Below are 24,605 nucleotides of genomic sequence, written 5' to 3' on the forward strand. Positions count from 1 at the left end.
ATTCCGCGAGACGCGGCTCTATCAGGTGGCGCCGATCAGCACCAACCTCATCCTCTCCTATCTCGGCGAGCATGTCCTCGGCATGCCCAGGAGCTACTGACGCCGGAAGGAGAGCCGGCGGCTTGTGGCGTCGGTTCTTTCCAGAACGGGAAACACAGTGACAGGCCGGCGCGATGTCGCGTGTGGCACGCGGCCGAGCGTCGTGCCGGTAGAGGACACGGTCAGGCGATGAAGCTCCTCGTCCCCGTCAAGCGGGTGGTGGATTACAATGTGAAGGTCCGCGTGAAGGCGGACGGCACGGGCGTCGAGACGGCGAACGTGAAGATGTCGATGAACTCCTTCGACGAGATTGCGGTCGAGGAGGCGGTGCGTCTCAGGGAGAAGGGCGCGGTGACGGAGATCGTCGCGGTCTCCGTGGGACCGGCGCAGGCGCAGGAGCAGCTGCGCACGGCGATGGCGATGGGGGCGGATCCATGCCTGCTCCATTGGGAGAGCTTCTGGTCGTCGCGCTGGAGCAGGCCGTCGCGGCCCCCATGCGCACCATGCGTCTCGCCAATGCCGGCGCGCGCGTCATCAAGATCGAACGCGAGGAAGGCGACACGGCGCGCCACTACGACAAGGCCGCCAAAGGTGTCAGTGCCTACTTCGCCTGGCTGAACCGCGGCAAGGAGAGCATCGCCCTCGATCTGAAGGGCAAGGACGATCTTGCGCTGGCGGAGCGCATGATCGCGAAGGCGGATGTCTTTGTGCAGAACCTCGCGCCTGGCGCCACGGTCCGGCTGCGGAGTGGCGCCGGTTCTGTGCTGGCGTGATCCAACGGCCGGATCTGATCGCCGACCCGCGCTTCGCGGACAACCCCTCCCGCGTGATCAACCGCGAGGCGCTGACCGCCGAGATCGCCCGGATCTTCGCTGCCCAGACGCGCGCCGAGATGGTGTCGCGGCTGGAAGGGCATCAACTGGCCTGGGCGCAGGGCTCCTCGGTGTCCGATTTCGTAAACCATCAGGCTCTGACGCGGTTGGAGGTCGATCTGGGCAATGGGCAAAGCTGCTCCATGCCGACCTCACCCATGCTGCGCGTCGAGAAGGCGGGGCGCGTGCCGGGGCTTGACGAGCAAGGCGAAGCCATCCGGCGGGACTTCGTGGCCTGAGCGGAACGACCGGCATGATGCGCGAGCGGCGGAGTAAGGTTCTCTCGCCACCCTGGCTGACGGAGGGCGGCTTCCCGCCCGCCACGCCTTGGACGACGCCCGCGGGTCGGTTCATGTCCGGCAGGAGGTGACAGAGCGGGCGGGTGAGCAGCCGGACCGCCTGCAGCACCACGGTGCCGGCCATCACGGACGCGACATGCTCGAGGTCTGCCCCCGCGCAGATCGAGGCTGAGCAGGCCCTGCTAGTCTTCGGTGATGATCAGCCGGTCGCCATCCGGGTGCAGGGCGAGGCCATTGGGTCCGCTGTCATGTTCGACGATGACCGAGCACTTCTTCTGCGGCGTCATGCGGAAGATCCTTCATGCGGCACGTCCACGAGGTGCAGATTGCCGGCGGCATCGAGGCATGGCCCTCAGACGCGCGTCTCGACGCACCGGGGCGGGCTGTCATGCTTCAACGTTCGTTCTCCCTGGATGGTGTCCGGTCCCGGCCGGCGGCTGGCGCCCGCCAAGGGTTCTGGTCAGTGCCGCAGCGGCCTCCATGACGGCGGCGGCCTCCGGGTCACACGCGCCGAGCGAGATGGCGTGGCCGGCCGCCCGGACGCCGGCGAGAGCGTCGCCGCCGCCGTAGGCCGCTCCGAGTCGGGAGGGGGAGCCGATCCACGGCCATTTGCCCGATGTCGGCACCGAGAAGGGCTTCCGCTGCGCCGACGGGCGCGAGCCGCCGGAGGCCACGGGACGCACCGCCGGCGCGCGGGAGATCCGCGCGTGGACAGGACCCTGCCGCTCCGTGGCGAGCGCGTCATCGAATTCTCGCACATGGTCACGGGACCGACCTGTAGAGGCCCGATCCTGACCGATCCGGGCGACCTCGATTGCTCCAGCACCGGCGTCGGCTCGTCCCAGCATCTCGCACTTGGGATCCTCGACAGGATGGCCGGAACCCGCATCGGCCATGTTCCGTACAAGGACGCGCCGGCATCGCGGAACGATCTGCGCTCAGGCCGCATCGTCATGACATTCGCCACGGCGACCACCGCCATTCCGCTGCACCGGCAGAACGGCCTGCGCGTCATCGCCCACGGCGGAACCGAGCCGATCGAGATGCTGTCCGGCATCCCGCCCATCGGCGGCATGGTGCAGGGCTATTCCAGTCAGGAGTGGCAGGGCATCTTCGCGCCGGCCGGCATGCCCGGCCCGATCCTGGGCCGGCAGAGCGAGAGCCTCTCCACCGTCCTGTCCGACCCCGCCATCGTCGAGCGGTTCACCCGGCTTGGCGCGCGGTCCCGGGCGGAGACGCGTCAGGAGTTCGCGGCCTTCATCCGCGAGGAGGCCCGGCGCATGGCCGCTCAGATCAAGGAGGCCGGCACCGCGCTGCAGGCCGCGCGGTGCCGGCGCGCCCGCAGTCCTCCGGGGTCGTCGCCACTACCCTTCCGGGGCCGTTCGCTCACGGCCACCCCACCCCGCCTGTCTGCCCATAGATCTGCCCCGTCGTGTAGCTCGATGTGGCCGCCGCCAGCTCGACATAGACCGAGGCCAGTTCCACCGGCTGACCGGGGCGGCCCAGGGGCGTCGTGGTGCCGAAGGTCCGCAGGCCCTCCTCCGTCTGGCCGCCGCCGACCTGGAGCGGGGTCCAGAAGGGGCCGGGGGCGACGCCGTTGACGCGGATGCCCTGGGCGATGACCTGCTTCGCCAGGGCCCGGACGAAGGCCTCGTTGGCGGCCTTGGTGCAGGCATAGTCGATGATGTTCTCCGAGGGGCGGTCGGCGTTCACCGAGCTGGTGACGATGATGGCGGCGCCGGGCGGCAGATGCGGCAGGGCCGCCTGGGTCAGCCAGAACATGGCATAGACATTGGTCTTCATCGTCTGGTCGAGCTGCTCGGCGGAGATATCGGCCAGCCTGGTCTGCGCGTGCTGATAGGCGGCGTTGCTGACCAGGATGTCGAGGCCGCCGAGCTGCTCCCGGGCCTGATCCACCAGGCGGGCGCAGAAGGCCTGCTCGCGCAGGTCGCCGGGGATCAGCACGGCCTTGCGCCCGGCCTCGCGGATGTGGCGGGCGACATCCTCGGCGTCCGACTGCTCGGCGTCGAGATAGTTGATGGCGACATCGGCGCCCTCGCGGGCATAGGCGATGGCGGCGGCGCGGCCGATACCGGAATCGCCGCCGGTGATCAGGGCGCGGCGGCCGGCGAGGCGGTTGCTGCCACGGTAGGAGGTTTCGCCGCAATCGGGGATCGGGTCCATCCTCGATTGCAGGGCCGGCCAGGGTTGGGACTGCACCTTGAAGGGCGGCTTCGGGAAGCGCCCGCGCGGGTCGGCCAGAAGGGCGGGGCCGGTCGGGGCGGGGGTGGTCGCCGGCGGCGCCTGGGCGCGGGCCGGCGCGGCGGCCAGGGTGCCGGCGGCCAGGCCGGTGGCGGCGAGGCCGCGGACGAGGTCGCGGCGGGAGGCGGGGGGCGTATCGGTCATCGGGCGGCTCCGCGAGAGTGGGCTCTGGCGGAAACGCCGGGCGGCGGCGGAGGTTGGACGTCCCTGTCCGCGTCCTCGACGAAGGGAAGGATTGTTTCGCTGGAAACTGCCCGTTAAGGTTGTTCATGACCTATAGCTGGACAACCATTGACAGTCCGGACGACCTTCGCCTGGGCGAGGTCATGCCGGCCTGGTTCGCCGGGCGCATGATGGCCGATGCCTGGATCTTCGGGCTGCTGCTGACGACCGGGCAGACCATGCTGATCCGCAGGATCGATGCGGTGCATCTGGCGGCGCGGGCCGGGGAGGCGTTGCTGGATGTGGAGCTGGTGGAGGGGCCGGCGCCGGATGTCGCGATGCCCGGACCGTATGTGACGGGGCCGCCGGGGCGGCCGCTGGCCACGGTGAACCTGCGCCACGTGGTCGCCGCCTTCGAGGTGATGGCGCGGGAGGATGACGCGGTGGGCGAGGAGGAGTAGGGGGGCGGGCCGGCGGCAGGGGGGTGCCGCCGGCCAGGGCCCCGGAGTTCAGGCCCGCGCGAAGGCGTCCGCGATGCTCTCGAAGAGCGGCAGGCCATCAATGCCGCCCATCAGCGGGTCCACCAGGTCCTCGGGATGCGGCATCATGCCGAGGATGCGCCGGTTCTCGCTGAGGATGCCGGCGATGTTGTTGCGAGCGCCGTTGCGGTTGGCGGCCTCGGTCGGCGCGCCGGCCTCGTCCACGTAGCGGAAGGCGACGCGGTCCTCCTTCTCCAGCGCCTCAAGGGTGGCGTCATCGGCGAAGTAGTTGCCGTCGCCATGCGCCATCGGGGCGCGGAAGGTGGCGCCCTTCTGCCAGCGGCCGGTGAAGGGGCTGGCGCTGGTCTCGACGCGGAGCGTGCAGTCCATCGAGAGGAAGCGGAGCGCGGCGTTGCGCAGCAGCGCGCCGGGCAGGAGCTGCGCCTCGGTCAGGATCTGGAAGCCGTTGCAGACGCCTAGGATATGGCCGCCCTGGGCGGCGAAGGCGGCGACGGCGGGCATGATGGGGGAGCGGGCGGCCATGGCGCCGCAGCGCAGATAATCGCCGTGGGAGAAGCCGCCGGGAAGCACGACGAGGTCGGTGCCGGCGGGCAGGCTGGTCTCGGCGTGGAAGAGGATGGTGGGCCGGCGGCCCGTGGCCTTCTCCAGCGCGATGGCCATGTCGCGCTCGCGGTTGGTGCCGGGGAAGAGGAGGATGACGGCGTTCATGGCGGCGGCCTTGAGCGGGAGGGGGCGGGGTTGCGGGGGCGGGCTACTGCAGGGCGACGCGGATCCAGTGCAGCCCGCCCATGATCAGGATGGTGACGCCGGAGGCGATGGCCGCGGCGGTCACCCAGAGGTCGATGCGGGCCTTGGAGCGGGCCAGCAGGCCAGGGTCGCGGCGGCGGCCGTGGCGGGCCTGCCCGGCGGCGACCTGCGGGGCCCGGGCCTGCCGCCAGCGCAGCCCCATGCCGATCAGCACGGTGAGCAGCAGCATCAGCAGCAGGGAGGCCTTGATCATCGGTGCGCCGCTCCCGCCGGCTCAGGCGAGCTCGACGCGGAAGCTCTCGATGACGGTATTGGCCAGCAGGCGGCGGGCCATGTCCTCGGCCTGGGCCCGGGCGCGGGCGGGGTCGGTCTCGCTCAGGTCGAGCTCGATGATCTTGCCGGTGCGCACCTCGCCCACGCCGCCGAAGCCCAGCGTGCCGAGGGCGTGGCCGATGGCCTTGCCCTCGGGGTCGAGCACGCCGGCCCTGGGCATGACTGTCACGATCGCCTTCACTGCATGACCTCCGGTCCCTTCATGTCGCGCACGCCCGCCTCGGGCAGGATGCCGAGGCGGCGGGCCACTTCCTGATAGCCTTCCTCGACCTTGCCGAGATCGCGGCGGAAGCGGTCCTTGTCCATCTTCTCGCCGGTGCGGGCGTCCCACAGGCGGCAGTTGTCGGGGCTGATCTCGTCGGCGAGCACGATGCGCAGCTCGTCATTCTCGTAGAGCCGGCCGAATTCCAGCTTGAGGTCGATCAGGGCGATGCCGGTGCCGAGGAAGAGGCCGGAGAGGAAATCGTTGATGCGCAGCGTCAGCGCGACCATGTCGTCGAGGTCCTGGGTGGCGGCCCAGCCGAAGCAGGTGATGTGTTCCTCGGACACCATGGGGCGGTTCAGCCCCTCGCTCTTGTAATAGTACTCGATGATCGAGCGCGGCAGGCGGGTGCCCTCCTGCAGGCCGAGGCGCTGCGACAGGCTGCCGGCGGCGACATTGCGCACCACCACCTCCAGCGGGATCATCTCGACCTCGCGGATCAGCTGCTCGCGCATGTTCAGGCGGCGGATGAAGTGGGTCGGCACGCCGATCTCGCCCAGCCGGGTCATCAGGTATTCGCTGATGCGGTTGTTCAGCACGCCCTTGCCGGTGATGACGCCCTTCTTGGTACCGTTGCCGGAGGTGGCGTCGTCCTTGAAGTACTGCACCAGCGTGCCGGGCTCCGGGCCCTCGAACAGGACCTTGGCCTTACCTTCATAGAGTTGCCGGCGTCGCGCCATGGTCACGGGAATCCTCTAATCCGCCGGTCGGGGGGCTGGCGGTGAAAGGCCCGCCTATAGCAGGGGGTGGCGCCCGCCGCCACCGCCCCGGCGGGAAGGAGCCGCGGCTCAGCCCTCCATGGTCACGCCGGTCAGGCGGATCATCTCGGCCCATCGCTTCACCTCGGCGTGCTGGAACTCGGCGAAGGGGGCGGGCAGCAGCGGGTCGGCGGTGAAGCCCGCCGTCTGCAGCCGGGCCTCCACCTCGGGCTCGGCCAGGGCGGCCAGCATGGCGCGGGCGATGCTGCCGACCGCCTCGCCCGGCGTCCCGGCGGGAGCGAAGAAGCCGAACCAGGCATCGACGGCGAGGAAGGGCGCGCCGGCCTCGGCCGCGGTCGGCACATCGGGGAAGTCGGCCAGCCGGGCGGGGGCGCCGATCTCCAGCGCCCGCAGCCGCCCGTCCCGCACCAGGCCGGAGACCGAGGGAAAGGTGGCGACGTAGAAATCCACGATGCCGGCGACGGTGTCGGTCGCCGCCGGGGCGGCGCCGCGATAGGGGACGTGGGTCGCCTCCATGCCCTCGCGCCGCACCAGCGTCTCGGCGATGACATGGCTGGCCGAGCCCGCCTGGGAGGAGGCGTAGGTCAGGCGCCCGCGCCGGCCGCGGGCGATGAGCCCGGCCAGGTCCTGGTCGGGCGCGCCGGCCGGCACCACCAGGGCGTGGTGCACGGTGGCCAGCTTGCAGACGGTCGTGAAGCTGTCGACCACGTGATAGGGCAGGCGGGCCATCATCGCCTGGTTGCCGGCATGGGTCTGGTTGTGGCCGAGCACGATCGTGTCGCCATCCGGCGCCGCGCGGGCGGCGGCCTCGGTGCCGATGATGCCGCCGGCCCCGGCGCGGTTCTCCACCACGACGGGCCGGTTCAGCGTGGCCTGCGCCTTGTCCACCAGCGCGCGGGCCAGGATGTCGGTGGAGCCGCCCGGCGGGGCCGGCACGATGATGCGCAGCGGACTGCCCGGGGCTGGCCGGCTGGCCAGGCCGGTGGCGGCCCCCTGGGCGCGGGCGGCGCCGGGCGGCAGGGCGAGGGCGGCGGGGCCGAGGGCGAGGAGATGGCGGCGTTGCATGGCAGGACGTTCCGGTTGCGCTCTTGCCCCCGAGGTCGCGCGCCGCGCGCCCGGCGTCAAGCCCGTGACCTTCCGCCACTCCGCGCGTTGACCCGGCGAGCCCGAACACACCCGAGAGGAGGCCGGTCATGGAACCGATGAAGCCGATGAAGCCGATGGAACCCATGAAGCCGATGGAGCCGATGAAGCCCATGCGGAGCGAGGCCTGGTGGCCCGAGGCGCTGGGGCAGCCCGCGAGCAGCGGCGGCCAGGACGGGCTGCGCTATGCGGTCTTCCCCGACCGGAAGCGCCTGCTCATCGAGCGCGCGGGACGCGTCGAGGCCTACGACACGGGCGGGCGGCGCATCAGCGGCGTGCAGCAGGCCTCCGGCGGCGAGCCGGTGTTCAGCGGCGAGGACGGGCCGGTGCGCCTGGGCGAATTGCGGAAGGCGGACTGAGGCACGCCGTCACGCCGCCTCCAGCTTCTCCTGCAACTCCAGCCACTCCTCCTCCATCGCCGCGACCTGCTTGGCGATGGCGCCCTGGCGCTGCGTGGCCCAGGCGATGTCCTCGGCCCTGAAGCGGGCATAGGTGGCGGGGTCGCCGAGCTTCTTCTCCAGCAGCGCCGCCTCCTTCTGCAGCTTCGCCATCTCCGCCTCGATCCGGGTGACACGCTGGCGCAGCGGCGCCAGGGCCTGGCGGTTCTCGGCCCGCTCGCGCCGCTCGTCGCGCCGCGTGGCGGCGGGCTCGGCGGCGCCGCCCTGGCGCGCGGCGCGGGCCTGCTCCGCCAGATGCGCGCGGTAGTCGTCGAGGTCGCCCTCGAAGGGCGCGACGCCGCCATCGGCCACCAGCCAGAGCCGGTCGGCCGCCAGCGTCACCATGTCCGGGTCGTGGGTGATCAGCACCACGGCGCCGCCGAAGCCGGCCAGCGCCTTCACCAGCGCGTCGCGCGCGTCGATGTCGAGGTGGTTGGTCGGCTCGTCGAGGATCAGCAGGTGCGGCGCCTCGCGGGTGCAGAGCGCCAGCAGCAGCCGCGCCTTCTCGCCGCCGGAGAGCGCGCCGATCCGGGTCGTCGCCCGCTCGGCATCGAGGCCGAAGCGGGCGAGCTGGGCGCGGCACTGGGTCTCGCTCGCCTGCATCCCCAGCGCCGCCTGCATGTGGCTGAGCGGCGTGCCGGCGAGGTCCAGCTCCTCCGACTGGTGCTGGGCGAAGTAGCCGACCTTCAGGCGCCGGTCGCGCCGCACCTCGCCCGCGATCGGCGCCAGCCGGCCGGCCAGCAGCTTGGCGAGCGTGGACTTGCCGTTGCCATTGGCGCCGAGCAGCGCCACCCGGTCCTCCTGGTCGAGCCGCAGGTTCAGCCCGCGCAGCACCGGCCGGCCGTCATAGCCGATGGCGACGCCCTCGAGGCCGAGGATCGGCGGCGACAGCTCGGAGGGCTCGGGGAAGGCGAAGCGGGTGGGCGCGTCCTCCACCACCGTCTCGATCGCGGGCAGCTTCTCCAGCGCCTTGAGGCGCGACTGCGCCTGGCGGGCCTTGGTGGCCTTGGCGCGGAAGCGGTCGACGAAGGACTGCATGTGGGCGCGCTGCGCCGCCACCTTCTCGGCCTGGGCGGCGAGCTGCGCGGCGCGCTCGGTGCGGATGCGGACGAAGTTGTCGAAGCCGCCGGGGTAGAGGGTGATCGTCTGCCGGTCGAGATGGGCGATGGAATCGACGCAGCGCTGCAACAGGCCGCGGTCGTGGCTGACGACGATGGCGGCGCCGGGGAAGCGCGCCAGCCACCCCTCCAGCCAGATCGTGGCCTCGAGGTCGAGGTGGTTGGTCGGCTCGTCCAGCAGCAGCAGGTCGGGCTCCAGGAACAGCGCCTGGGCCAGCGCCACGCGCATCCGCCAGCCGCCCGAGAACTCGCCCACGGCGCGCGCCTGGGCGGCGGCGTCGAAGCCGAGGCCGGAGAGCACGATGGCGGCGCGCGAGGGCGCGCTGTCGGCGCGGATGGCGATCAGCCGCTCATGGATCTCGGCCAGCCGGGCGCCGTCCGCCTCGTTCTCCAGGGCCGCGAGCAGGTCCGCGCGCTCGGTGTCGGCGGCGAGCACGGTCTCCAGCAGGCTCCGCGACCCGCCCGGCGCCTCCTGCGCCACATGCGTCATGCGGGCCCGGGCGGCGAGGCGGATCTCGCCGCCATCGGGCTGCAGCTCGCCGGTGATGGCGCGCAGCAGCGTGGACTTGCCGGCGCCGTTGCGGCCGACCAGGCCGATCTTGCGGCCGGGATCGACCATCAGCCCGGCGCCCTCCAGCAGCGGGCGGCCGGCGATGCGGATGGTCAGGTCACGGATGGCGAGGACGGTCATGCGGCGGGTTTAGAGCATCGGGGCCGGGCGGCGGAAGCGGGCTGTTCCCCCGCCCGCCGCATGGCTGCCTCCGGGCGAGGGGGCCAGGGGAGACGCCAGGGGAGACGCCAGGGGAGACACCAGGGGACAACGCCAGGGGAGCGCCGGACCCTATTGCTCCAGCCGGACGCCGGTCCGCTTCACCACCTCCTGGAACTTCGCCACCTCCCGCACCAGGAAGGCGCGGGCCTCGGCCAGGCCGTTCGCCTGCCGCCAGGGCGCGACGCCGTTGTCGATCAGGCGGTTGCGGAACTCCTCCTCCGCCAGCGCGGCGTTGATGGCCTGGTTCAGCCGCCCGGCCACCGCCGCCGGCATGTCGGGCGGGCCGAGGATGACGTTCCAGGTCTGCAGGTCGAAGCCCGGCAGGCCGCTCTCGGCGAGCGTCGGGATCTCGGGGAAGGTGGGGAAGCGCTCCGGCGAGGTCAGCGCCAGCGGCCGCACCAGCCCGCCGCGGATCTGCCCGGCGGCCGAGGCCAGCACCGCGACGCCCCATTGCCCCTGGCCCTGGTGGATCGCCTGCACCTGCTGCCCGCCGCTGCGGTAGGGCACGTGGACGAAGCGCGTGCCGAGGGTGATCGCCAGCATCTCCGAGGTCAGGTGGTTCGGCGTGCCGACGCCGGAGGAGGCGTAGGTGATGCTCTCGGGCTTCGCCTCGCGCAGGGTGGCGAGCAGGCTTTTCGCGTCGCGCGGCGGGAAGTCGTTGTTGGCGATGACGACGAGCGGCCCGGTGCCGAGCACGGCGAGCTGGGTGAAGTCCTTCACCGGGTCGTAGCGCGTGCCGCCGACCAGGGCGGAGGGGGCGATGCCGTGCGAGCCGGATTCGACCAGCATGATGGTGTAGCCGTCCGGCGACTGCCGGCGGAGCCATTCGCTGGCGACGACGCCGGCGGCGCCGGGGCGGTTCTCCACCACCACGCGCGCCGGCTCGCCCGAGGGGCCGGCCAGGGTGTGGCCGAGCCGGTCGGCCAGCAGGCGGGCCGCGATATCGGTGGAGCCGCCGGGGGCATAGCCGGTGACGAGGCTGATCGGCCGGTCCGGGAAGGCCAGGGCGGGGTGGAGGGGCGCGGCCAGGGCGCAGAGGCCCAGCAGCGCCGCCAGCATCGGACGTCGCGTCATTCTCGGTGGTTCTCCCAGGTCCGGGGCGGCTGCATCGGCACGCCCCTGATTGACCCGGGCAGCTTAGCCATGGATGGGCCGCAACCGCCATGGCATTGGACCCGGGGCCCGCCACCCGACCGGCCACGGCGGCCCCTGCCCGCGTGACGCCGTGTTTCAGTCCGGCCGCGGCCCGGACCCGGGCGTTCCGGCCCGGCCGGATTTGCTCTAGGGTCCGCCCGCGCGCCCGGTGCCGGCGTGGCTGACAGGATCGCCCGACCCCTTGCTGCTGCTGCCGTTCCTCCCCGATCCCCGCGCATGGAGCTGACCGCCACCCGCCCGCCCGCCGGACCGCGCCGGCGCGGTCTGCCCCGGCGTGGTCTGCCTCGCCTGGGGCCGGGCCTGCTGGTCTCGCTGCTGCTGCATGCCGGGCTGGTCGCCGTCCTGCTGTTCGGCCTGGAGCGCGAGGAACTGCCGCCCCCGGCACCGGAGCAGGAGGTCGCGGTGGTCTTCGAGCCGGTGCCGGGCGAGCCGCCGCCCGGCGAGACCGTGGCGGAGCAGCCGAGCGCCCCCGCCGAGCCTCCCCCGGCCGTGCCAACGCCCCTGGCCCCCCCCGACCCGCAGGCGGTGGAGGTGCTGCCTCCCGAGCCGCCCGCCCCGGCAGCCGAGGCCGAGCCCGCGCCGCCGCCGCCGCCCTCCCCCCCGGTGGCCGAGGTGCCCCCCGAGCCCGCGCCGCCCGAACCGCCGGCCCAGGAGGCGCCGCCCGAGCCCGCGCCCCCGGTGGCGCAGGCGCGGCCCGCGCCGCCGCTCGACCTGCCGCCGGAACTGCGCCCGGAGGCGCTGCTGGCACGGCCGACGCCCTTCACCCTGCGGCCGCCGCCGCCCCCCTCGCCCCAGGCGCCGCCGCAACGCCCGCCGCAGGCCCCGGCCTCGCCCTTCCAGGGCACGGTGATGCTCGGCCGCCCGCCCGCCCTGGCGCCGCGCCGGGCCCAGCCGCCAGGGCGGCCGGGGGCCATCGACACGGCGATCGGGCCGGTGCCGCAGCGGCCGCTGGGCCCGGCCGGGCCGCTGGCCACCAACAACGCCACGGTGAGCCATGTCGCCGGCACGCGGGCCAGCCGCAACTGGCAGCAGGAACTGCTGGCCTGGGTCCGCAGCCGTGGCTTCTATCCGCCGCAGGCCGCGATGGCCGGGGAATCCGGCCCGGTGACGCTGCAGGTGACGGTGGCGCGGGATGGCCGCGTGACCGGCCTCAGGATGATCAGCCGCTCCGGCTCACGCTGGCTCGACATGGGTGCCACGGCGATCTTCCGCGACGGCCAGGCACCGCGCTTCACGCCCGAGATGGAAGGCGACAGCACCACCTTCAATTTCACCATCCACTACGTTCTGACCTATCGCTAGAAACTCGTCCCGCTGGCTGCCGGTGCAATTCGAGGTAGCATGGCGTCATGCAAGGTGGAGGCGAAGTTGAACGCAGAATCGCCAGGACTGGTTGAGAAGGCCACGGGAGCCTCCAGCTTCGACCCCCTGGCTTTCGAGCGCCGGGCGAAGGTGTTGGCCGAGGCCGGCGGCTGGGAGGAATTGCGGATCGCCCTCCTCGCCACCACGGATCGGCCCTGGCGGCCGCGGACGGTGCTCTATGCCGCCGTCACCGCGACCGAAGCCCACTCCGGGGCGCTGCTGGACGAGGTGCTGCGGCGCTCGGTGGGGGTGGAGCTGCCGCCGCATATCGCCCTGGCCATCGGCCGGCATCTTGCCATGTCGGGCGAGGCGGGAGCGGCCTGGGGGCTGCTGCTCTCCTGCCGGGCGCTCCTGGACTCCGCGCCGCACCGGAGCGGGCTGGCGCAGGTCCTGGCACTGATCGAGGCGAGCGCGCGGGAGCGCGGCCTGCGCCTGGCAGCCGGCATCCTGCGGCGGCGCCTGGCCGGTGCGGCGCTCTCGGCGGGGCCGGACCGGGTGCTGACCTGGGACACGGGAGGCGCGCCACCGCGCATGCCCGAGCCCGGGCCACCGCCGCTGCTGCACCACGAGTCTGCCCCGCCTGCCGCGCTGGCCGAACTGGAAGCGGTGCGGGACGCCTTCGAGGCCGCCCTGCGGCGCGACATCCGGCCGCAGGTGGCGGTGCACGAGGATGTGCTGGTGAACCGGCATGGCCAGGTCTGGCGCGAGGGAGGCGAGGTGATCCTCTCCGGCAATCGCCCCCTTCCCGAGGCCAGCCTGGCGGCGGCGCGGCAGGCGCCGGAGGTCGGGAGCGGCGTGCTGGCCATGGAGGAATCCGGGCTGTTCCACTGGCTCTGCGAATGGCTGCCCTCCCTGTTCTGGACGCTCGGGGATGCGGCGGAAGCCCCGTCCCTGCTGCTGAGCGACTTGGCGCCATCCTATCACGAGGCTTCCCTGGCGCTGCTGGGCAGCGAGGCGCCGCGGTTGCGGGTGGGGGACGCCCTGCGGGTCGGGCGGCTGCATGTCGGCGACCGGCGGATGCTGAATTATCGCCACTGGGGGGCCTACGAGGCGGGCTTCCGGCGCATCAACGTAGCCGCCCGGCGGGAGATGCCCGGGGAGACGCCCGCCGACTTCTACATCTCCCGCCGCGATGCCGGGCGGCGTCGGCTGCTGAACGAGGCGGCGCTGATCGAACGGGTGGAACGGGCGGGGTTCACCGCCGTCGAGCTCTCCGGCATGAGCCTCGCCGCGCAGGTCGCGCTCTTCGCCGGGGCGCGGCGCATCGTCGCGCCGCATGGCGCCGGCCTGTCGCATCTGCTGGCCAAGCCGGACACCTGTACCGTGCTGGAGCTGGTGCCGGCGAGCGCCGGCAGCATGTCGTTGCGCTACAACTTCGCCCGCATCTCGCGCCTGCGCGGCCACGCGCATGCCCTGCATCTGGAGCGCATCAACCCGATCACCCACGAGTGGAGCGTGGATCTGGAGAAGGTCGAGCGCGGCATGGAGCGGCAGTTCGGCGGCTGAGGCGCCGCCGCGCCCGGGTTCAACCGCCGGCGGCCAGGGCGGCGGCGGGGGTGGAGGCGGGAGCGGGGTCCCAGCGGTCGCAGAAGGCGGCGATGTCGCCGCTCTGGAACTCCGGCAGGCGCGCCAGGATGGTCTCGAAAGGCCAGTCCCACCAGGCGATGCGGCGCAGCCGGGCGGCGATCCCGGCGGGGAAGCGGTCGCGGATGCGCCGCGCCGGCACGCCGCCGACCACCGAATAGGGCGCCACGTCCCGGCTGACCACGGCGCCCGCCGCCAGCACCGCGCCATCCCCCACCGTGACGCCGGGCAGCACCGTCACGCCATGGCCGATCCAGACATCGTGGCCGATGGTGACGCGGGCGGCGCGGCGGTCGGCGAAGAAGGCGCGGTCCCGCGCCGCGCCGGCGTCGTAGTATTCCGGGCAATAGGTGAAGCGGTGCAGCGAGGGCCGGTCCATCGGGTGGTTCGGCGCGCCGATCCGCACCCGGGCGGCGATGGCGCAGAAGCGCCCGATGGCCGCATCCGACACCATGCAATCCTCGCCGAGATAGCTGTAGTCGCCGAGGGTGGCGTATTCGATCTGGCTGTCCCGCAGGATCTCGCAGCAGCGACCGATCCCGGCCTCGCGCAGCCGGACGCTGGGGTCGATCACCGTGCGGGCGAGTTTCGGGCGCTGTTCCGCCATGCCATGCTCCTGTCCGCCGGAGCGGGTCGGGGGATGGGGCCGCCAGGCGCGGCCCCAGGGGCGCCTGCCTTACCATGGCGATGTGACAGGCGGATGACGGATCCCGCCGGGCGTCAGGCCGCCTCGACCTCCTGCACCCAGAAATTGCGGTGCTCGCGCAGCTTGCTGTCCCGGCGCAGCAGGTCGGTCAGCCAGGCCATGCCGTCCGGCACCCGCCGGCCATGCCCCTCCAGGATGCGCGCCACCTCGCCGGCGAGGACGCGGCGGAAGCCGGCCATCCGCGCCACCGCCTCCTGGCGGATCGCCTCGCGGTCCATCTCCCCCTCGCGCAGCCGGCGCAGCGCCAGCGCCACCCCGTCGCGCACCGCCTCCGCCTTCGGCTCGACGATGATCGCGTTGGCCGCGTCGTAGAAGGCGTCGCGCCCGCCGAGGGAGGGGGTGCTGACCACCGGCAGGCCGCAGAGGAGATACTCCAGCGAGGCGTAGCAGGCGCCCTCCGCGGCGGAGAGGATCAGCCCCACCTCGCTGCTGTTCAGCAACGCCACCACCCGCTCCGGCGGCTGGTTGCGGACGCTTCCGGCCGGCCCGCAATCCTCCAGGACGACGCGGGCGGTGCGGCCGTGGTCCGGCTCGTTCACGTCATAGGTGATGAAGAGCGTGCCGCCGACCAGGCGCGACAGGTGATGTCGCTTGAAGGCCAGTGGCTTGCTGTTGAGCACGGCGCGGTAGAGCCGCGGCGTGGGCAGGATGCGGATGCTCTCCTCGTCCAGCAGGGCGGCGTTGTTGAAATGCAGGACGCGGAAGCCCGGGAAGGCGGCGCGCGCATCGGCGACCTCCCGCTCGGAATTCATCAGCAGCGTGACCTGGTCGCGCGCCAGGGCGGGATCGGCCCCCGCCCCGGCCACCGCCTGCTCCAGCCGCCCGCGCAGGGTCCGCAACTGCCCGGCGCCCTGGTTCCAGGAGAAGGTGAAGAGAAGATGCGTGCGGCTGTCGAGCAGGCCGCTGCGCAGCAGGCCGGGCCACTGCAGGAAGGCGCCCTCGTGGAACATGACGATCGAGAGCCCGTCCGGGTCCGTGTGCAGGCAGCGCAGCGGCCGGGACCGGCCCCCCGAGCGGGCGATGAAGCGGGCGGGGCCGGGGGCGTGACCGGGGCCGGGCGGCGGCCTCATGCGACCGGCGGGGCGTCGCGCCCCTCATGGATGCCGAAGGCGAGGAAGTGCTGCAGCGGGTCGATGCCGGCCGCGGCGACATCGGCATGGGCCGCCAGATAGGCCGCCGTGTCGAAGCGCGGCCCGGCGGCGCGGCCCTCGCGCCAGCCCCAGTCGTGGTAATGGGCCAGGGGGTCGAGGCCGGCCAGCGCCACATCCGCATTCGCCGCGAGATAGGCGCCGGTGTCGAACCAGCCGTTCGGGTCGCGCCCCTCCCGCGCGCCGAAGCCCTGCCAGTGCGCCCGCGCCGCCATGCCGGCGGCCGCCACGTCCGGATTGGCGAGGAGGTAGAAGGTGGCGTCGAAGCCCGCCTCGATGTCGGCGCCGACGGCGGCGAAGATCGCCCGCCCCTCGGCCGCGCCATGGGCGAGGTAGTGCTCCAGCGGGTTCACCCCGGCCGCCCGCACATCGGCGTTGCGCGCGAGATAGAGGGCGCCGTCGAACTGCGGCCCCGTGGCGCGGCCCTCGCGCCAGCCCTGCTCGGCGTAGTGCTCCAGCGGGTTCACGCCGGCGGCGTCGACATCCGGATTGGCCGCCAGGTAGCCGCGCGTCGAGAAGAGGAGGTTGGGGTCGCGCCCCTCGCGCCAGCCGGCGGCGCCGTAATGCGCCTCGGCATCCAGCCCCGCCGCCCAGACATCGGGATTGGCGATGGCGTAGAGCAGGTCATCGACCAGGATCGTGCCGTCGTCGAGGGCCAGGCTGCCGTCGGCGAAGGCGAAGACCTCGATGCCGCGCAGCACGTCCCGCCCCTCCGCGCCGGCCAGGACATGGGCGCCGCCCTCCATCCCCCAGGCCAGGCTCTGCGCGGCGAGGGTGACGCCGTAGGCGGCGGTGTCGCGCCCGGCGCCGCCCTCCAGCACGTCGTCGCCCAGACCGCCGGCGAGGATGTTGTCCGCCGCGTTGCCGCGCAGGATGTCGTCGCCCGCGCCGCCCGCCGCGTTCTCGATGACGACGCCATGGGCGATGGTCAGGCCGCCATGGACGCCCGCGACATAGGAGACCTGGCCGGCGCCGCCCGGCGCCCAGAGCAGCGTGGCCGCGTTGAGGTCGATCACGGCGTCGCGCGCGCCGCCGTAGCGGATCGTGTCCACCCCGCCGGCATCCCAGATCGCGGCATAGCCGGTGCCGGGGCCATCCGCGTCGGCCAGTTCGTAGACATCGTCGCCCGTGGCCCAGGCGAGGTTGGCGCCGTACTTCGCCTGCAGCACGGCGATGTCGAAGGCCATCGGCGCCATCGCCTCGCCCCAGGCGCTGGTCCCCGAGGTGCCGTCGGGCCCTGTCGGCCAGCCGGCGACGTAGGACATCATGGTCCAGACGCCCTGGTTCAGCGCGTGCTCGCCATAGCCGCGCCGGCCGAAGGGATCGACGACGCCGGGAAAGATCGGGGAATCGCCGTTCAGGCCGGTGTCGTGCGGGTGGGACAGGCCCAGCCCGTGGCCGAACTCGTGGATCAGCGTCTGGAAGCCGTCGCCGCCGGCATCGAGGTCGCCGCCGGGCCCGCGCGACCAGCTGTCGCCCCCGACGTTGAACCGCGCCTGCGCCGGCTCCGGCCGCCCCAGCGGCCCGCAGGAGCCGAGCAGGGCCGGGTCGTTCATGTCCAGGAGGTTGAGCACCAGCATGGGCTCGGCCTCGGGCTCGCCGTCCTCATCCAGCGCGATCTCGCCGAAGCGCAGGTTGGTGATGCGGGAGAAGGTCTCGAGGGCCTGCCGCACCTGACCCTTCTCGTAGTCGTTCCAGGCGACGGTCAGCTGCGACGGATTGTCCGCGGAGGCGGGCTGGCCGCCGGCCGTGAAGCTGTAGGTGATCCAGCTTCCCGGCGCCTTGATGCCCCAGTCCAGCGCCTCAAGCGGGTTGAATGTCATGGGCTGTGTCCTTCACGACGGGCCAGGCCCGGGCGCCCGCCGGGCGGACTTCCGGAATCGAAGAATGATTGCTGAAATGATAGGAGACTCAACTTTTAGTAGCAATACGAAACCATACACTCGCTTCTGATCCCGCAGCGGTCAGGCTGCCCCCTCAGCCCGTGGTGGCGGCGGGCAGGCGCGTCAGGCGGGGCACCGGCGAGGCGGCGATGACCAGGGCCTGGACCAGGAAGCCCAGGGCGGCGGCGGCCAGGCAGGCCTCGACGCCGAGGCGCGCCGCGAGCAGGGCCCCGAGCGCCGCGCCCAGCGGCCTGGCCCCGAAGGTCGCGGTCATCACCACCGCCGAGACGCGGCCGAGCAGCCGGTCCGGCGTCACCGCCTGGCGCAACGTGGTGGTGGCGATGGTCCAGAGGATCGGCCCGGCGCCGAAGAGGAAGAGGCTGGCCCCGGCCAGCGCGGCCCCTGGCGCGCCGTGCGGCGCGCCGAGGCTCGCCAGCATCAGCAGCGCCGCCAGCAGCCCGGCGCAGGGGCCGACCGCGACCAGCCGGCCGAAGGGCAGGCGGCGCAGCAGCGGCGGCGCCAGCGCCGCCCCGGCCACCATCCCGGCGCCGTAGAGGCCCAGCGTGACGCCGGTGCCGGCCGCCGAGAGGCCGAGGCGCTCCACCGCATAGGCGGCATAGACGGCCAGCAGCAGGAACCAGGCGGTGTTGAAGACCACCGCCGTGACCAGCACGGGGCGCAGCAGGGGATGGCCGAGGACGAAGCCCGCCCCCTCCCGCAGCCCGGCGAGCGCGGTGCGGCGCGGGGCGGGGGCAGGGGCGGGGTCGGGCAGGCCGGCCTTCGCCCTCGCCGCCAGCAGCGACAGGCCGGCGGCGAGGGCGAAGGCCGCCGCGCCGCCGAGGCCGCCGAGCAGCGCCCCGCCCAGGGCCGGCCCGGCGGCGAAGGCCGTGCTGCGCGCCAGCTCCAGCCAGCGGTTGGCCTCGGCCAAACGCCCGCGCGCGACCAGCGCCGGCAGCAGGGCCGGCGCGGCGACGCTGTAGGCCACGGTGCCGGTGGCGCCGAGGAAGCCCAGCGCCGCCAGCCAGGGCAGGGACAGCCCGCCGCCGAGCAGCAGGGCCAGGATCCCCAGCAGGCTGGCCGCGCGCAGCAGCTCGGCGCCCAGCATCAGCCGGCGGCGGGAGGTGCTGTCGGCCAGCAGGCCGGCGGGCAGGGAGAGCAGCAGGAAGGGCAGGGTCTGCGCCGCCTGCAGCCAGCCCGCCCCGGCCGCCCCGGCGCCCAGCGCCAGCACGGCCAGCAGCGGCGCGGCGGCGAGGGCGACCTGCTCGGCCGCCTGGGCGGCGAGGTTGGAGGCGGCGAGACGGCGGAAGGCGGCGGGCAGGGGTTCGGGCATCGGGCCGGCTCCATGGAGAGGAGCCGGCAGACTGGGGCGGAGCGGGGCGCGCCGCACTCCGCGGCTTGCGGTGGAACTGGCGGGGCGGCGCCCTATCCCGCCGCCACATGCACGGCCGGGCGGCGGCCATCGTTCCACCGGCCCCCGAGAGCGCGCTCGATCTGCGCCGCGAGTTGCAGCAGCAGCCCGTCCTTCGCCTGGCCGCCGATGGCCTGGATGCCAAGCGGCAGGCCGCTCTCCTGCCAGCCGAGCGGCATGGAGAGGGCGGGAATGCCGGCCAGGTTGCAAAGCGGCGTATAGGCAAAGTTGCGCCAGAGGTTGGCGAACCAGTCGCGCACGTCCGGATTGTCGCTGAGCGTCAGGTACTCCGTCGTGCCGATCACGGGTGTCGGCAGGGCGGTCACCGGGGTCAGCAGGATGTCCCAGTCCTCGAAGAAGGCGCCGAAGCCGCGCGAGGTGGCGTTGAAGACCGCCTGCATCCGCGCCCGCTCGGTGAAGGAGAAGCCGAGTCCGGCCTCCCAGATGCGGATGTTCATCGGCTCCACCAGATCCGCCGGCGGGCGGGCATGGCCCAGCGGCGCGATCAGGTTGTTCACCGTCTGCGCGAAATTGCTGATGTAGCAATCGGTCTGCGCGGCGAAGGCGGCGCGGAAGTCGATCGTCGGCAGCGCCCATTCGACATGGTGGCCGAGGCTCTCCAGCAGCCGCCCCGCGCGCTCCAGCTCGGCGACGAAATGCGGGGCCGCGCGGTAGTCGCCCCATTCGTGCGAGAGGGCGATGCGCAGCTGCCGCGGGTCACGCCGGATGAGGGTCGTATAGGCCTCGTCCGGCGTCCAGTACGGCATGAACTCGCCGGGCGCGCCGCCGCGGCAGGCATCGACGAAGGCCGCCGTGTCGCGCACCGTGCGGCTCTGGCAGCCCTGGATGGAGACCAGGCCCGTGAGATCCGAGGCGCCGGGGGCGATGGAGAAGACCCCGCGCGAGACCTTCAGCCCGAGGTTGCCGCAGGCCCCGGCCGGGATGCGGATCGAGCCGCCGCCATCGGTCGCGTGGCTCAGCGGCAGCACCCCGGCGGCCACCATGGCCGCCGTGCCGGCGGAGGAGCCGTTGGTGGTGAAGCCCGTGTCCCAGGGGTTGCGGGTGACGTAGACGGCCGGGTTCTCGGCCGAGGAGCAGCAGCCGAATTCGGGCGTGGTGGTGCGGCCGATGACGTTGAGCCCGGCGGCGCGGATCTTCTGCGTCAGCCAGGCATCGGCCGTGGCGCGGTGGCCGCGCATCAGCCGCGAGCCCATCTCCTGAAGGCGGCCCTTCACCGTCGGGCCGAGATCCTTCATCAGCCAGGGCAGGCCGGCGAAGGGGCCGTCGGGGTCGGTGCCGTCCCGCAGCGGGTCGGCCACCGCATCCTCGAACACCTCGACCACGCCGGAGAGGGCGGGATCGACGCGGGCGATGCCAGCCGCGGCCTGGGCCGCCAGTTCGGCGGGGGTCAGCTTCCCCTGGCGCACCAGCGCCGCCAGGCCGAGCCCGTCCTGGCCAGCCCATTCCTCCCAGCTCATCGCCAGTGTCATCGCGCATCCATCCCTGCTGCCATCCGCCGGGCAGCTTAGAGCGGAACCCGGCCGGGGGAAATCGGGCGGGAGAGCGAAGAGGCGCGGGAATCAACAGGCTAGGACGCCCCCTGGCCTGTTCGCGGCGAGAGATGTACACACCCTCCTCTTCCCTTGCCGTGTGCTGCGTGCGGCCTGGGATCAGCACGGAACGGAGACCTGACAAACACCCTGCCAGGAGGACGTTTCCGCATGGCTTCGACCGGTTTCACGGGACGCATCAACACCGCCTTCCGCAGCTTTCTCGATAGCGAGGCCTCGGGCGGGCTGGTGCTGATGGTGGTGGCTTTGCTCGCCATCGCCACCGCCAACTCGCCGCTGGCCGGCGCCTACTTCACCGCGCTGCACAGCTATCTCGGGCCGCTCAGCCTGCTGCACTGGATCAACGACGCGCTGATGGCCGTCTTCTTCCTGATGGTCGGGCTGGAGATCAAGCGCGAGATGCTGGACGGCCAGCTCTCGACCTGGAGCCGTCGCATCCTGCCGGGCGTCGCCGCGCTGGGCGGCATGGTGGTGCCGGCGCTGATCTACGTGGCCTTCAACCATGCCGATCCGCAGGCGCTGCACGGCTGGGCCGTCCCGACCGCGACGGACATCGCCTTCGCCCTCGGCGTGCTCTCGCTGCTCGGCCCGCGCGTGCCGATCTCGCTGAAGGTCTTCCTGGCGGCACTCGCCATCATCGACGATCTCGGCGCCGTGCTGGTGATCGCGCTGTTCTACACCGGCGATGTCTCGCTGCCCGACCTGCTGGGGGCGGCGGCGGTGCTGGCGGCCCTGGTGCTGATGAACCGCGCCGGCGTGCTGCGGCTTCTGCCCTATCTGCTTCTCGGCGCGCTGCTCTGGCTGCTGGTGCTGCGCTCCGGCGTGCACGCCACGGTGGCCGGCGTGCTGCTGGCGCTGACCATCCCGATCCGCCTGACCCCCGGCACGCCGGAAGCGGCCCCGGCGGCCTCGCCGCTGCACCGGCTGGAGCATGTGCTGCAGCGGCCGGTCGCCTTCGTCATCGTGCCGATCTTCGGCTTCGCCAATGCCGGCGTCTCCTTCGCGGGGGTGGAACTGTCCGTGCTCTGGGAGCCGCTGACGCTGGGCGTGGCCGGCGGGCTGGTGCTGGGCAAGCTGGTCGGCGTGTTCGGCGCCGTGGTGCTGATGGTGCGGCTGCGCCTGGCGGACCTGCCGGCGGCGGCGAGCTGGGGGCAGATGCTCGGCACCGCGCTGCTTTGCGGCATCGGCTTCACCATGAGCCTGTTCATCGGCCTGCTGGCCTTCGAGGATCCGGCGCTGCAGGACCGGGTGAAGTTCGGCATCCTGGCCGGCTCGCTGGTGGCGGGCACCGCCGGCTATCTGGTGCTGCGCGGCAGCCGGCGGGAGGGCAAGGCCCCGGGAACGCGGGGAGGCTGAAGCCGGCCGGACGTGCCCTTGACCTCAACCTGGGTTGAGGTCCTATCTCGGGAGCCGGCCCGCCGGCGCGGGCCCTCCGCGCCGCGCTCCGGCGGCGGGAGCCGGAAGCGGAGCCCGAGAATCGCATGCGACAGGACAGGACGCGCCAGGACAGGACGTGTCAGGACAGGCGCCTCGCCCTCGTCACCGGGGCCCATCGCGGCCCTGGCCTGGCCATTGCCAGCGCGCTGGCCCAGGCCGGGGTGCAGATCCTGCTCGGCTGCCGCAGCCGCGAGCGCGGCCACGCCGCGGCGGCGGCGCGGCCGGAGGGGGCCTGGATGGAGCCGGTGCATCTCGATGTCACGGACGACTGGTCGATCGCCGCGCTGCGCGAGCTGGTGCGGCGGGAATACGGCCGGCTGGACATCCTGGTGAATGCCGCCGAGGTGGCGCTGGACGCGCGTGACGACCTGCTGCCGCGCGAGCGCTTCGAGCGGAGCTTCGCCGTCAACGCCACCGGCGCGGCGGCGGTGACGGAGGCGATGCTGCCCCTGCTGACCCGTTCCGAAGCACCCTGTGTCGTCAACTTGCTGGCCACGCCGGGCGGCGGGGCGCCCGCCTACCTGGCCTCCAAGGCGGCGCTGGAGGCCCTGACGCGGGCCGAGGCGGCCCGGCTGAAGGGGCTGGGCGTCAAGGTCAACGGCATCCGGCCGGTGTCGCTGCCGGGGCCGGCGGGGCTGCGCGCCACGGCCGAGCTGGCGCGGCGCTATGCCCTGCTGGGGCCGGATGGGCCGAGCGGCACCGTGGCGATGGCGGAGCCGCTGGCGCTGGCCGGGTAGGGCGGCCTCAGGGGCGGCGGATCAGCACCGGCTGGGCGATGGGCGCCTCCTCCGGGGGCTCGTGCTCCAGATAGTCCTCGACATAGAGGCGACGGACCAGCATCAGCAGCACCGCCGCCATCGGCGTCGCCAGCATCATGCCGAGGAAGCCGTAGAGCAGGCCGAAGGCGAAGAGGGCGATGATGGTCGCCGCCTCCGGCAGGTTGACATGGGTCTTCTGGACATAGGGCGTGACCAGGTAGCTCTCGACCGACTGCACGACGAGATAGACGGCGATGACGCTGAGCACGCCGCTGAACCCGTCGGCGAAGCCGAGCAGCACCGCCGGGATCGCCGCCAGCACCGGCCCGACCGTCGGGATGAAGGCGAGCACTGCCGCGATCAGCCCCAGCACCGGGGCCAGCGGCACGCCGATGAACCAGAGGCCGAGGCCGGTCAGCACGCCCACCACCGCCATCGAGATCATCTGCGCGCCCAGCCAGTTGCGCAGCGTCACGGCCGCCTCCTCGGCGACGCTGCGGGCCTTCGGGCGGAGCGAGGGGGTGACCATCAGCTCGATGCCGCGCCGGTAGAGCGCCGGGTCGAGGGCGAAGTACAGCCCGAGGAAGAGCACCAGCACGATATTGGCCAGGGCGCCGAAGGTGGTGTTCAGCGCCGAGAAGGCGGAACTGCCGCCGCCGGAGGGCAGGCTCATGTTCTCCGGCTGCAGGCGGGTGAGCAGCTCCTGCCCCCAGCTGTAGCGGCGCAGCGTCGCGGCCAGGCGGTCCGCGGCCGCCGGCACCTCCTGCCAGAGCTGGTTGAGCTGGTCGGCGATGGGCTGGGCCGCAAGCATGCCGAGCCCCGCCCCGACCAGCAGCAGCAGCAGGATGAAGATCAGCACGCCGGGCCCGTGCGGCAGCACCGGCACCACCCGCCGCAGCAGCTGCGCCCCGGCATGGAGGAAGATGGCGATCAGCGCTGCGGCGAAGATCAGCAGCGGCACCTCCGGCACCAGCCAGAGAAGCAGCAGCAGCAGCCCGCCCAGGACGATCAGCGAGGTGGTTCGGCGCGTCATGGTTTCTCCTCAAGCCCTCCCGGGCCGGCGGGCGATTAAAGCTGGGGCGGAGCCGGGGTTGCCCGGCGGGGTGCGGGGCTGTCATGCCATCGCCCCTTGCCTTGCGGCGCCGGGCCGCCTATCGGGCGGCGCATCTGCACGCCATCAAAGGGAGTCACCCCATGGCCGTCGAGCGCACCCTGTCCATCATCAAGCCGGATGCCACCCGCCGCAACCTGACCGGCCGGATCAACGCCAAGTTCGAGGAGAAGGGCCTGCGCATCGTCGCGCAGAAGCGCATCCATCTCTCCGAGGCCCAGGCCGGCGCCTTCTACGCCGAGCACAAGGCGCGGCCGTTCTACAAGGACCTGGTCTCCTTCATGACCTCGGGCCCGGTGGTGGTGCAGGTGCTGGAGGGCGAGAACGCGATCGCCGCCAACCGCGAGATCATGGGCGCGACCAACCCGGCCAACGCGGCCGAGGGCACCATCCGCAAGGAATTCGCCGAGAGCATCGAGGCGAATTCGGTGCATGGCTCGGACGGCGCCGAAGCCGCCGCGCGCGAGGTGTCCTTCTTCTTCGCCGGTACCGAGATCGTCGGCTGAACCCCGTGGCGGCGGGGCGATCCCGCCGCCGCGGCGCGGACGCGCAGGGCGGCGCCTCCCGTGCGGGGGGCGCCGCCCTGTCTCCACCGGGGCGGCGCCTTCCGGCGCGCCGGCCTCAGCCGGCGAAGAGCCAGAGCCCGACCAGGATCACGATCACGACGCCGATGCCCCATTTGGTGGCCAGGACGAACATGTCCCAGCCCCGGGTGCGCTCGGCCAGGATGTCCTCGGCCTTCACCGGAACGAAATCGATCTGCTGCGTCGCCTCGGCCATGGGGTTTCCTCTGTCGTGCCAGCCTGAGCGCCCAGCA

Annotated in this window: 25 protein-coding genes and 2 pseudogenes; 11 read left to right on the plus strand and 16 right to left on the minus strand. The window is 72.9% G+C overall.

The annotated features are described in order from the left end of the window. Positions 1 to 228: 228 nt before the first annotated feature. The 3 genes and pseudogenes from D9598_RS09320 to D9598_RS21050 all read left to right on the plus strand — a co-directional run. Positions 229 to 483 (plus strand): annotated as a pseudogene (locus tag D9598_RS09320) (electron transfer flavoprotein subunit beta/FixA family protein); the annotation flags it as partial. A gap of 59 nt (positions 484 to 542) precedes the next feature. Further along, positions 543 to 812 (plus strand): CoA transferase, encoded by a 270-nt coding sequence (locus D9598_RS21045; RefSeq protein WP_370591980.1) that lies wholly within the window; start codon positions 543 to 545, stop codon positions 810 to 812. Continuing rightward, entirely contained in the window at positions 809 to 1,150 is a 342-nt protein-coding gene (locus tag D9598_RS21050; RefSeq protein ID WP_370591981.1) for a CoA transferase, read from the plus strand. Before D9598_RS21045 ends, D9598_RS21050 begins: the two co-directional genes overlap by 4 nt. A 242-nt stretch (positions 1,151 to 1,392) precedes the next feature. On the opposite strand, the gene D9598_RS21055 is transcribed toward D9598_RS21050, so the two are convergent. Then, a complete protein-coding gene (locus D9598_RS21055; protein WP_232477088.1) occupies positions 1,393 to 1,497 on the minus strand; it encodes an SMP-30/gluconolactonase/LRE family protein in 105 nt (34 codons plus the stop codon). Between the two features lie 471 nt (positions 1,498 to 1,968). On the opposite strand from D9598_RS21055, the pseudogene D9598_RS21620 reads away from it, so the two are divergent. Continuing rightward, positions 1,969 to 2,505 (plus strand): annotated as a pseudogene (locus D9598_RS21620) (Bug family tripartite tricarboxylate transporter substrate binding protein); the annotation flags it as partial. Between the two features lie 91 nt (positions 2,506 to 2,596). Here D9598_RS21620 and D9598_RS09330 read toward each other — a convergent pair. Continuing rightward, the gene (locus tag D9598_RS09330; RefSeq protein ID WP_198366207.1) at positions 2,597 to 3,616 is read right to left on the minus strand and encodes an SDR family oxidoreductase; all 1,020 of its coding nucleotides are present in this window, start codon (positions 3,614 to 3,616) and stop codon (positions 2,597 to 2,599) included. Between the two features lie 125 nt (positions 3,617 to 3,741). Between D9598_RS09330 and D9598_RS09335 the strand changes: the two genes are divergently transcribed. Then, the gene (locus D9598_RS09335) at positions 3,742 to 4,095 is read left to right on the plus strand and encodes a hypothetical protein (RefSeq protein WP_198366208.1); all 354 of its coding nucleotides are present in this window, start codon (positions 3,742 to 3,744) and stop codon (positions 4,093 to 4,095) included. Between the two features lie 48 nt (positions 4,096 to 4,143). Here D9598_RS09335 and purQ read toward each other — a convergent pair whose 3' ends face one another. The 5 genes from purQ to D9598_RS09360 form a co-directional block, all read right to left on the minus strand. Beyond that, positions 4,144 to 4,842, minus strand: coding sequence for a phosphoribosylformylglycinamidine synthase subunit PurQ (gene purQ / locus D9598_RS09340; RefSeq protein ID WP_198366209.1), 699 nt, complete (start codon positions 4,840 to 4,842; stop codon positions 4,144 to 4,146). A gap of 43 nt (positions 4,843 to 4,885) precedes the next feature. After that, positions 4,886 to 5,134, minus strand: a complete 249-nt coding sequence (locus D9598_RS09345; RefSeq protein ID WP_198366210.1) for a hypothetical protein — start codon at positions 5,132 to 5,134, stop codon at positions 4,886 to 4,888. Between the two features lie 21 nt (positions 5,135 to 5,155). After that, positions 5,156 to 5,395, minus strand: a complete 240-nt coding sequence (gene purS / locus D9598_RS09350; protein ID WP_198366211.1) for a phosphoribosylformylglycinamidine synthase subunit PurS — start codon at positions 5,393 to 5,395, stop codon at positions 5,156 to 5,158. Further along, positions 5,392 to 6,156 (minus strand): phosphoribosylaminoimidazolesuccinocarboxamide synthase, encoded by a 765-nt coding sequence (purC, locus tag D9598_RS09355; protein ID WP_198366212.1) that lies wholly within the window; start codon positions 6,154 to 6,156, stop codon positions 5,392 to 5,394. The genes purS and purC overlap by 4 nt, the downstream gene beginning before the upstream one ends. Before the next feature lie 108 nt (positions 6,157 to 6,264). Further along, complete coding sequence (locus tag D9598_RS09360) at positions 6,265 to 7,260, minus strand: tripartite tricarboxylate transporter substrate binding protein (RefSeq protein WP_198366213.1); 996 nt, start codon at positions 7,258 to 7,260, stop codon at positions 6,265 to 6,267. A 128-nt stretch (positions 7,261 to 7,388) separates the two neighbouring features. Between D9598_RS09360 and D9598_RS09365 the strand changes: the two genes are divergently transcribed. Further along, positions 7,389 to 7,697, plus strand: a complete 309-nt coding sequence (locus D9598_RS09365; RefSeq protein WP_198366214.1) for a hypothetical protein — start codon at positions 7,389 to 7,391, stop codon at positions 7,695 to 7,697. Between the two features lie 9 nt (positions 7,698 to 7,706). On the opposite strand, the gene D9598_RS09370 is transcribed toward D9598_RS09365, so the two are convergent. Then, positions 7,707 to 9,584, minus strand: a complete 1,878-nt coding sequence (locus tag D9598_RS09370; RefSeq protein ID WP_198366215.1) for an ABC-F family ATP-binding cassette domain-containing protein — start codon at positions 9,582 to 9,584, stop codon at positions 7,707 to 7,709. Positions 9,585 to 9,734: 150 nt separating this feature from the next. Beyond that, positions 9,735 to 10,739 (minus strand): tripartite tricarboxylate transporter substrate binding protein, encoded by a 1,005-nt coding sequence (locus D9598_RS09375; RefSeq protein WP_198366216.1) that lies wholly within the window; start codon positions 10,737 to 10,739, stop codon positions 9,735 to 9,737. Between the two features lie 297 nt (positions 10,740 to 11,036). On the opposite strand from D9598_RS09375, the gene D9598_RS09380 reads away from it, so the two are divergent. After that, complete coding sequence (locus tag D9598_RS09380) at positions 11,037 to 12,122, plus strand: energy transducer TonB (RefSeq protein ID WP_198366217.1); 1,086 nt, start codon at positions 11,037 to 11,039, stop codon at positions 12,120 to 12,122. A 66-nt stretch (positions 12,123 to 12,188) separates the two neighbouring features. Next, on the plus strand, positions 12,189 to 13,688 hold the full coding sequence (locus D9598_RS09385) for a glycosyltransferase family 61 protein (protein ID WP_198366218.1): 1,500 nt from the start codon (positions 12,189 to 12,191) through the stop codon (positions 13,686 to 13,688). A 19-nt stretch (positions 13,689 to 13,707) separates the two neighbouring features. Here the strand turns inward: D9598_RS09385 and D9598_RS09390 are convergent, their stop codons facing one another. From D9598_RS09390 to D9598_RS09410, 5 genes are all read right to left on the minus strand, one after another. Then, positions 13,708 to 14,373 carry a DapH/DapD/GlmU-related protein gene (locus D9598_RS09390; protein ID WP_198366219.1) on the minus strand — a complete coding sequence of 222 codons (666 nt, stop codon included), beginning with the start codon at positions 14,371 to 14,373 and terminating at the stop codon, positions 13,708 to 13,710. Positions 14,374 to 14,486: 113 nt separating this feature from the next. Continuing rightward, the gene (locus D9598_RS09395; protein ID WP_198366220.1) at positions 14,487 to 15,542 is read right to left on the minus strand and encodes a glycosyltransferase; all 1,056 of its coding nucleotides are present in this window, start codon (positions 15,540 to 15,542) and stop codon (positions 14,487 to 14,489) included. Continuing rightward, positions 15,539 to 17,443 carry a M10 family metallopeptidase gene (locus tag D9598_RS09400; protein WP_198366221.1) on the minus strand — a complete coding sequence of 635 codons (1,905 nt, stop codon included), beginning with the start codon at positions 17,441 to 17,443 and terminating at the stop codon, positions 15,539 to 15,541. Before D9598_RS09400 ends, D9598_RS09395 begins: the two co-directional genes overlap by 4 nt. Before the next feature lie 154 nt (positions 17,444 to 17,597). Further along, the gene (locus D9598_RS09405) at positions 17,598 to 18,833 is read right to left on the minus strand and encodes an MFS transporter (protein WP_198366222.1); all 1,236 of its coding nucleotides are present in this window, start codon (positions 18,831 to 18,833) and stop codon (positions 17,598 to 17,600) included. 92 nt (positions 18,834 to 18,925) lie between these two features. Next, on the minus strand, positions 18,926 to 20,401 hold the full coding sequence (locus D9598_RS09410; protein ID WP_198366223.1) for an amidase: 1,476 nt from the start codon (positions 20,399 to 20,401) through the stop codon (positions 18,926 to 18,928). A 231-nt stretch (positions 20,402 to 20,632) separates the two neighbouring features. Between D9598_RS09410 and nhaA the strand changes: the two genes are divergently transcribed. Both nhaA and D9598_RS09420 read left to right on the plus strand, forming a co-directional pair. Beyond that, on the plus strand, positions 20,633 to 21,838 hold the full coding sequence (nhaA, locus tag D9598_RS09415; protein WP_198366224.1) for a Na+/H+ antiporter NhaA: 1,206 nt from the start codon (positions 20,633 to 20,635) through the stop codon (positions 21,836 to 21,838). Positions 21,839 to 21,963: 125 nt separating this feature from the next. Beyond that, the gene (locus tag D9598_RS09420; RefSeq protein WP_198366225.1) at positions 21,964 to 22,656 is read left to right on the plus strand and encodes an SDR family NAD(P)-dependent oxidoreductase; all 693 of its coding nucleotides are present in this window, start codon (positions 21,964 to 21,966) and stop codon (positions 22,654 to 22,656) included. Between the two features lie 7 nt (positions 22,657 to 22,663). Here the strand turns inward: D9598_RS09420 and D9598_RS09425 are convergent, their stop codons facing one another. Further along, complete coding sequence (locus D9598_RS09425; RefSeq protein ID WP_198366226.1) at positions 22,664 to 23,710, minus strand: AI-2E family transporter; 1,047 nt, start codon at positions 23,708 to 23,710, stop codon at positions 22,664 to 22,666. Positions 23,711 to 23,871: 161 nt separating this feature from the next. On the opposite strand from D9598_RS09425, the gene ndk reads away from it, so the two are divergent. Further along, a complete protein-coding gene (gene ndk, locus D9598_RS09430; RefSeq protein ID WP_198366227.1) occupies positions 23,872 to 24,294 on the plus strand; it encodes a nucleoside-diphosphate kinase in 423 nt (140 codons plus the stop codon). Between the two features lie 115 nt (positions 24,295 to 24,409). Here the strand turns inward: ndk and D9598_RS09435 are convergent, their stop codons facing one another. Continuing rightward, positions 24,410 to 24,568 (minus strand): aa3-type cytochrome c oxidase subunit IV, encoded by a 159-nt coding sequence (locus D9598_RS09435; protein WP_198366228.1) that lies wholly within the window; start codon positions 24,566 to 24,568, stop codon positions 24,410 to 24,412. Positions 24,569 to 24,605 lie beyond the last annotated feature (37 nt).

This window comes from Roseomonas sp. KE0001 (assembly GCF_016107285.1).
GTDB lineage: Bacteria > Pseudomonadota > Alphaproteobacteria > Acetobacterales > Acetobacteraceae > Pseudoroseomonas.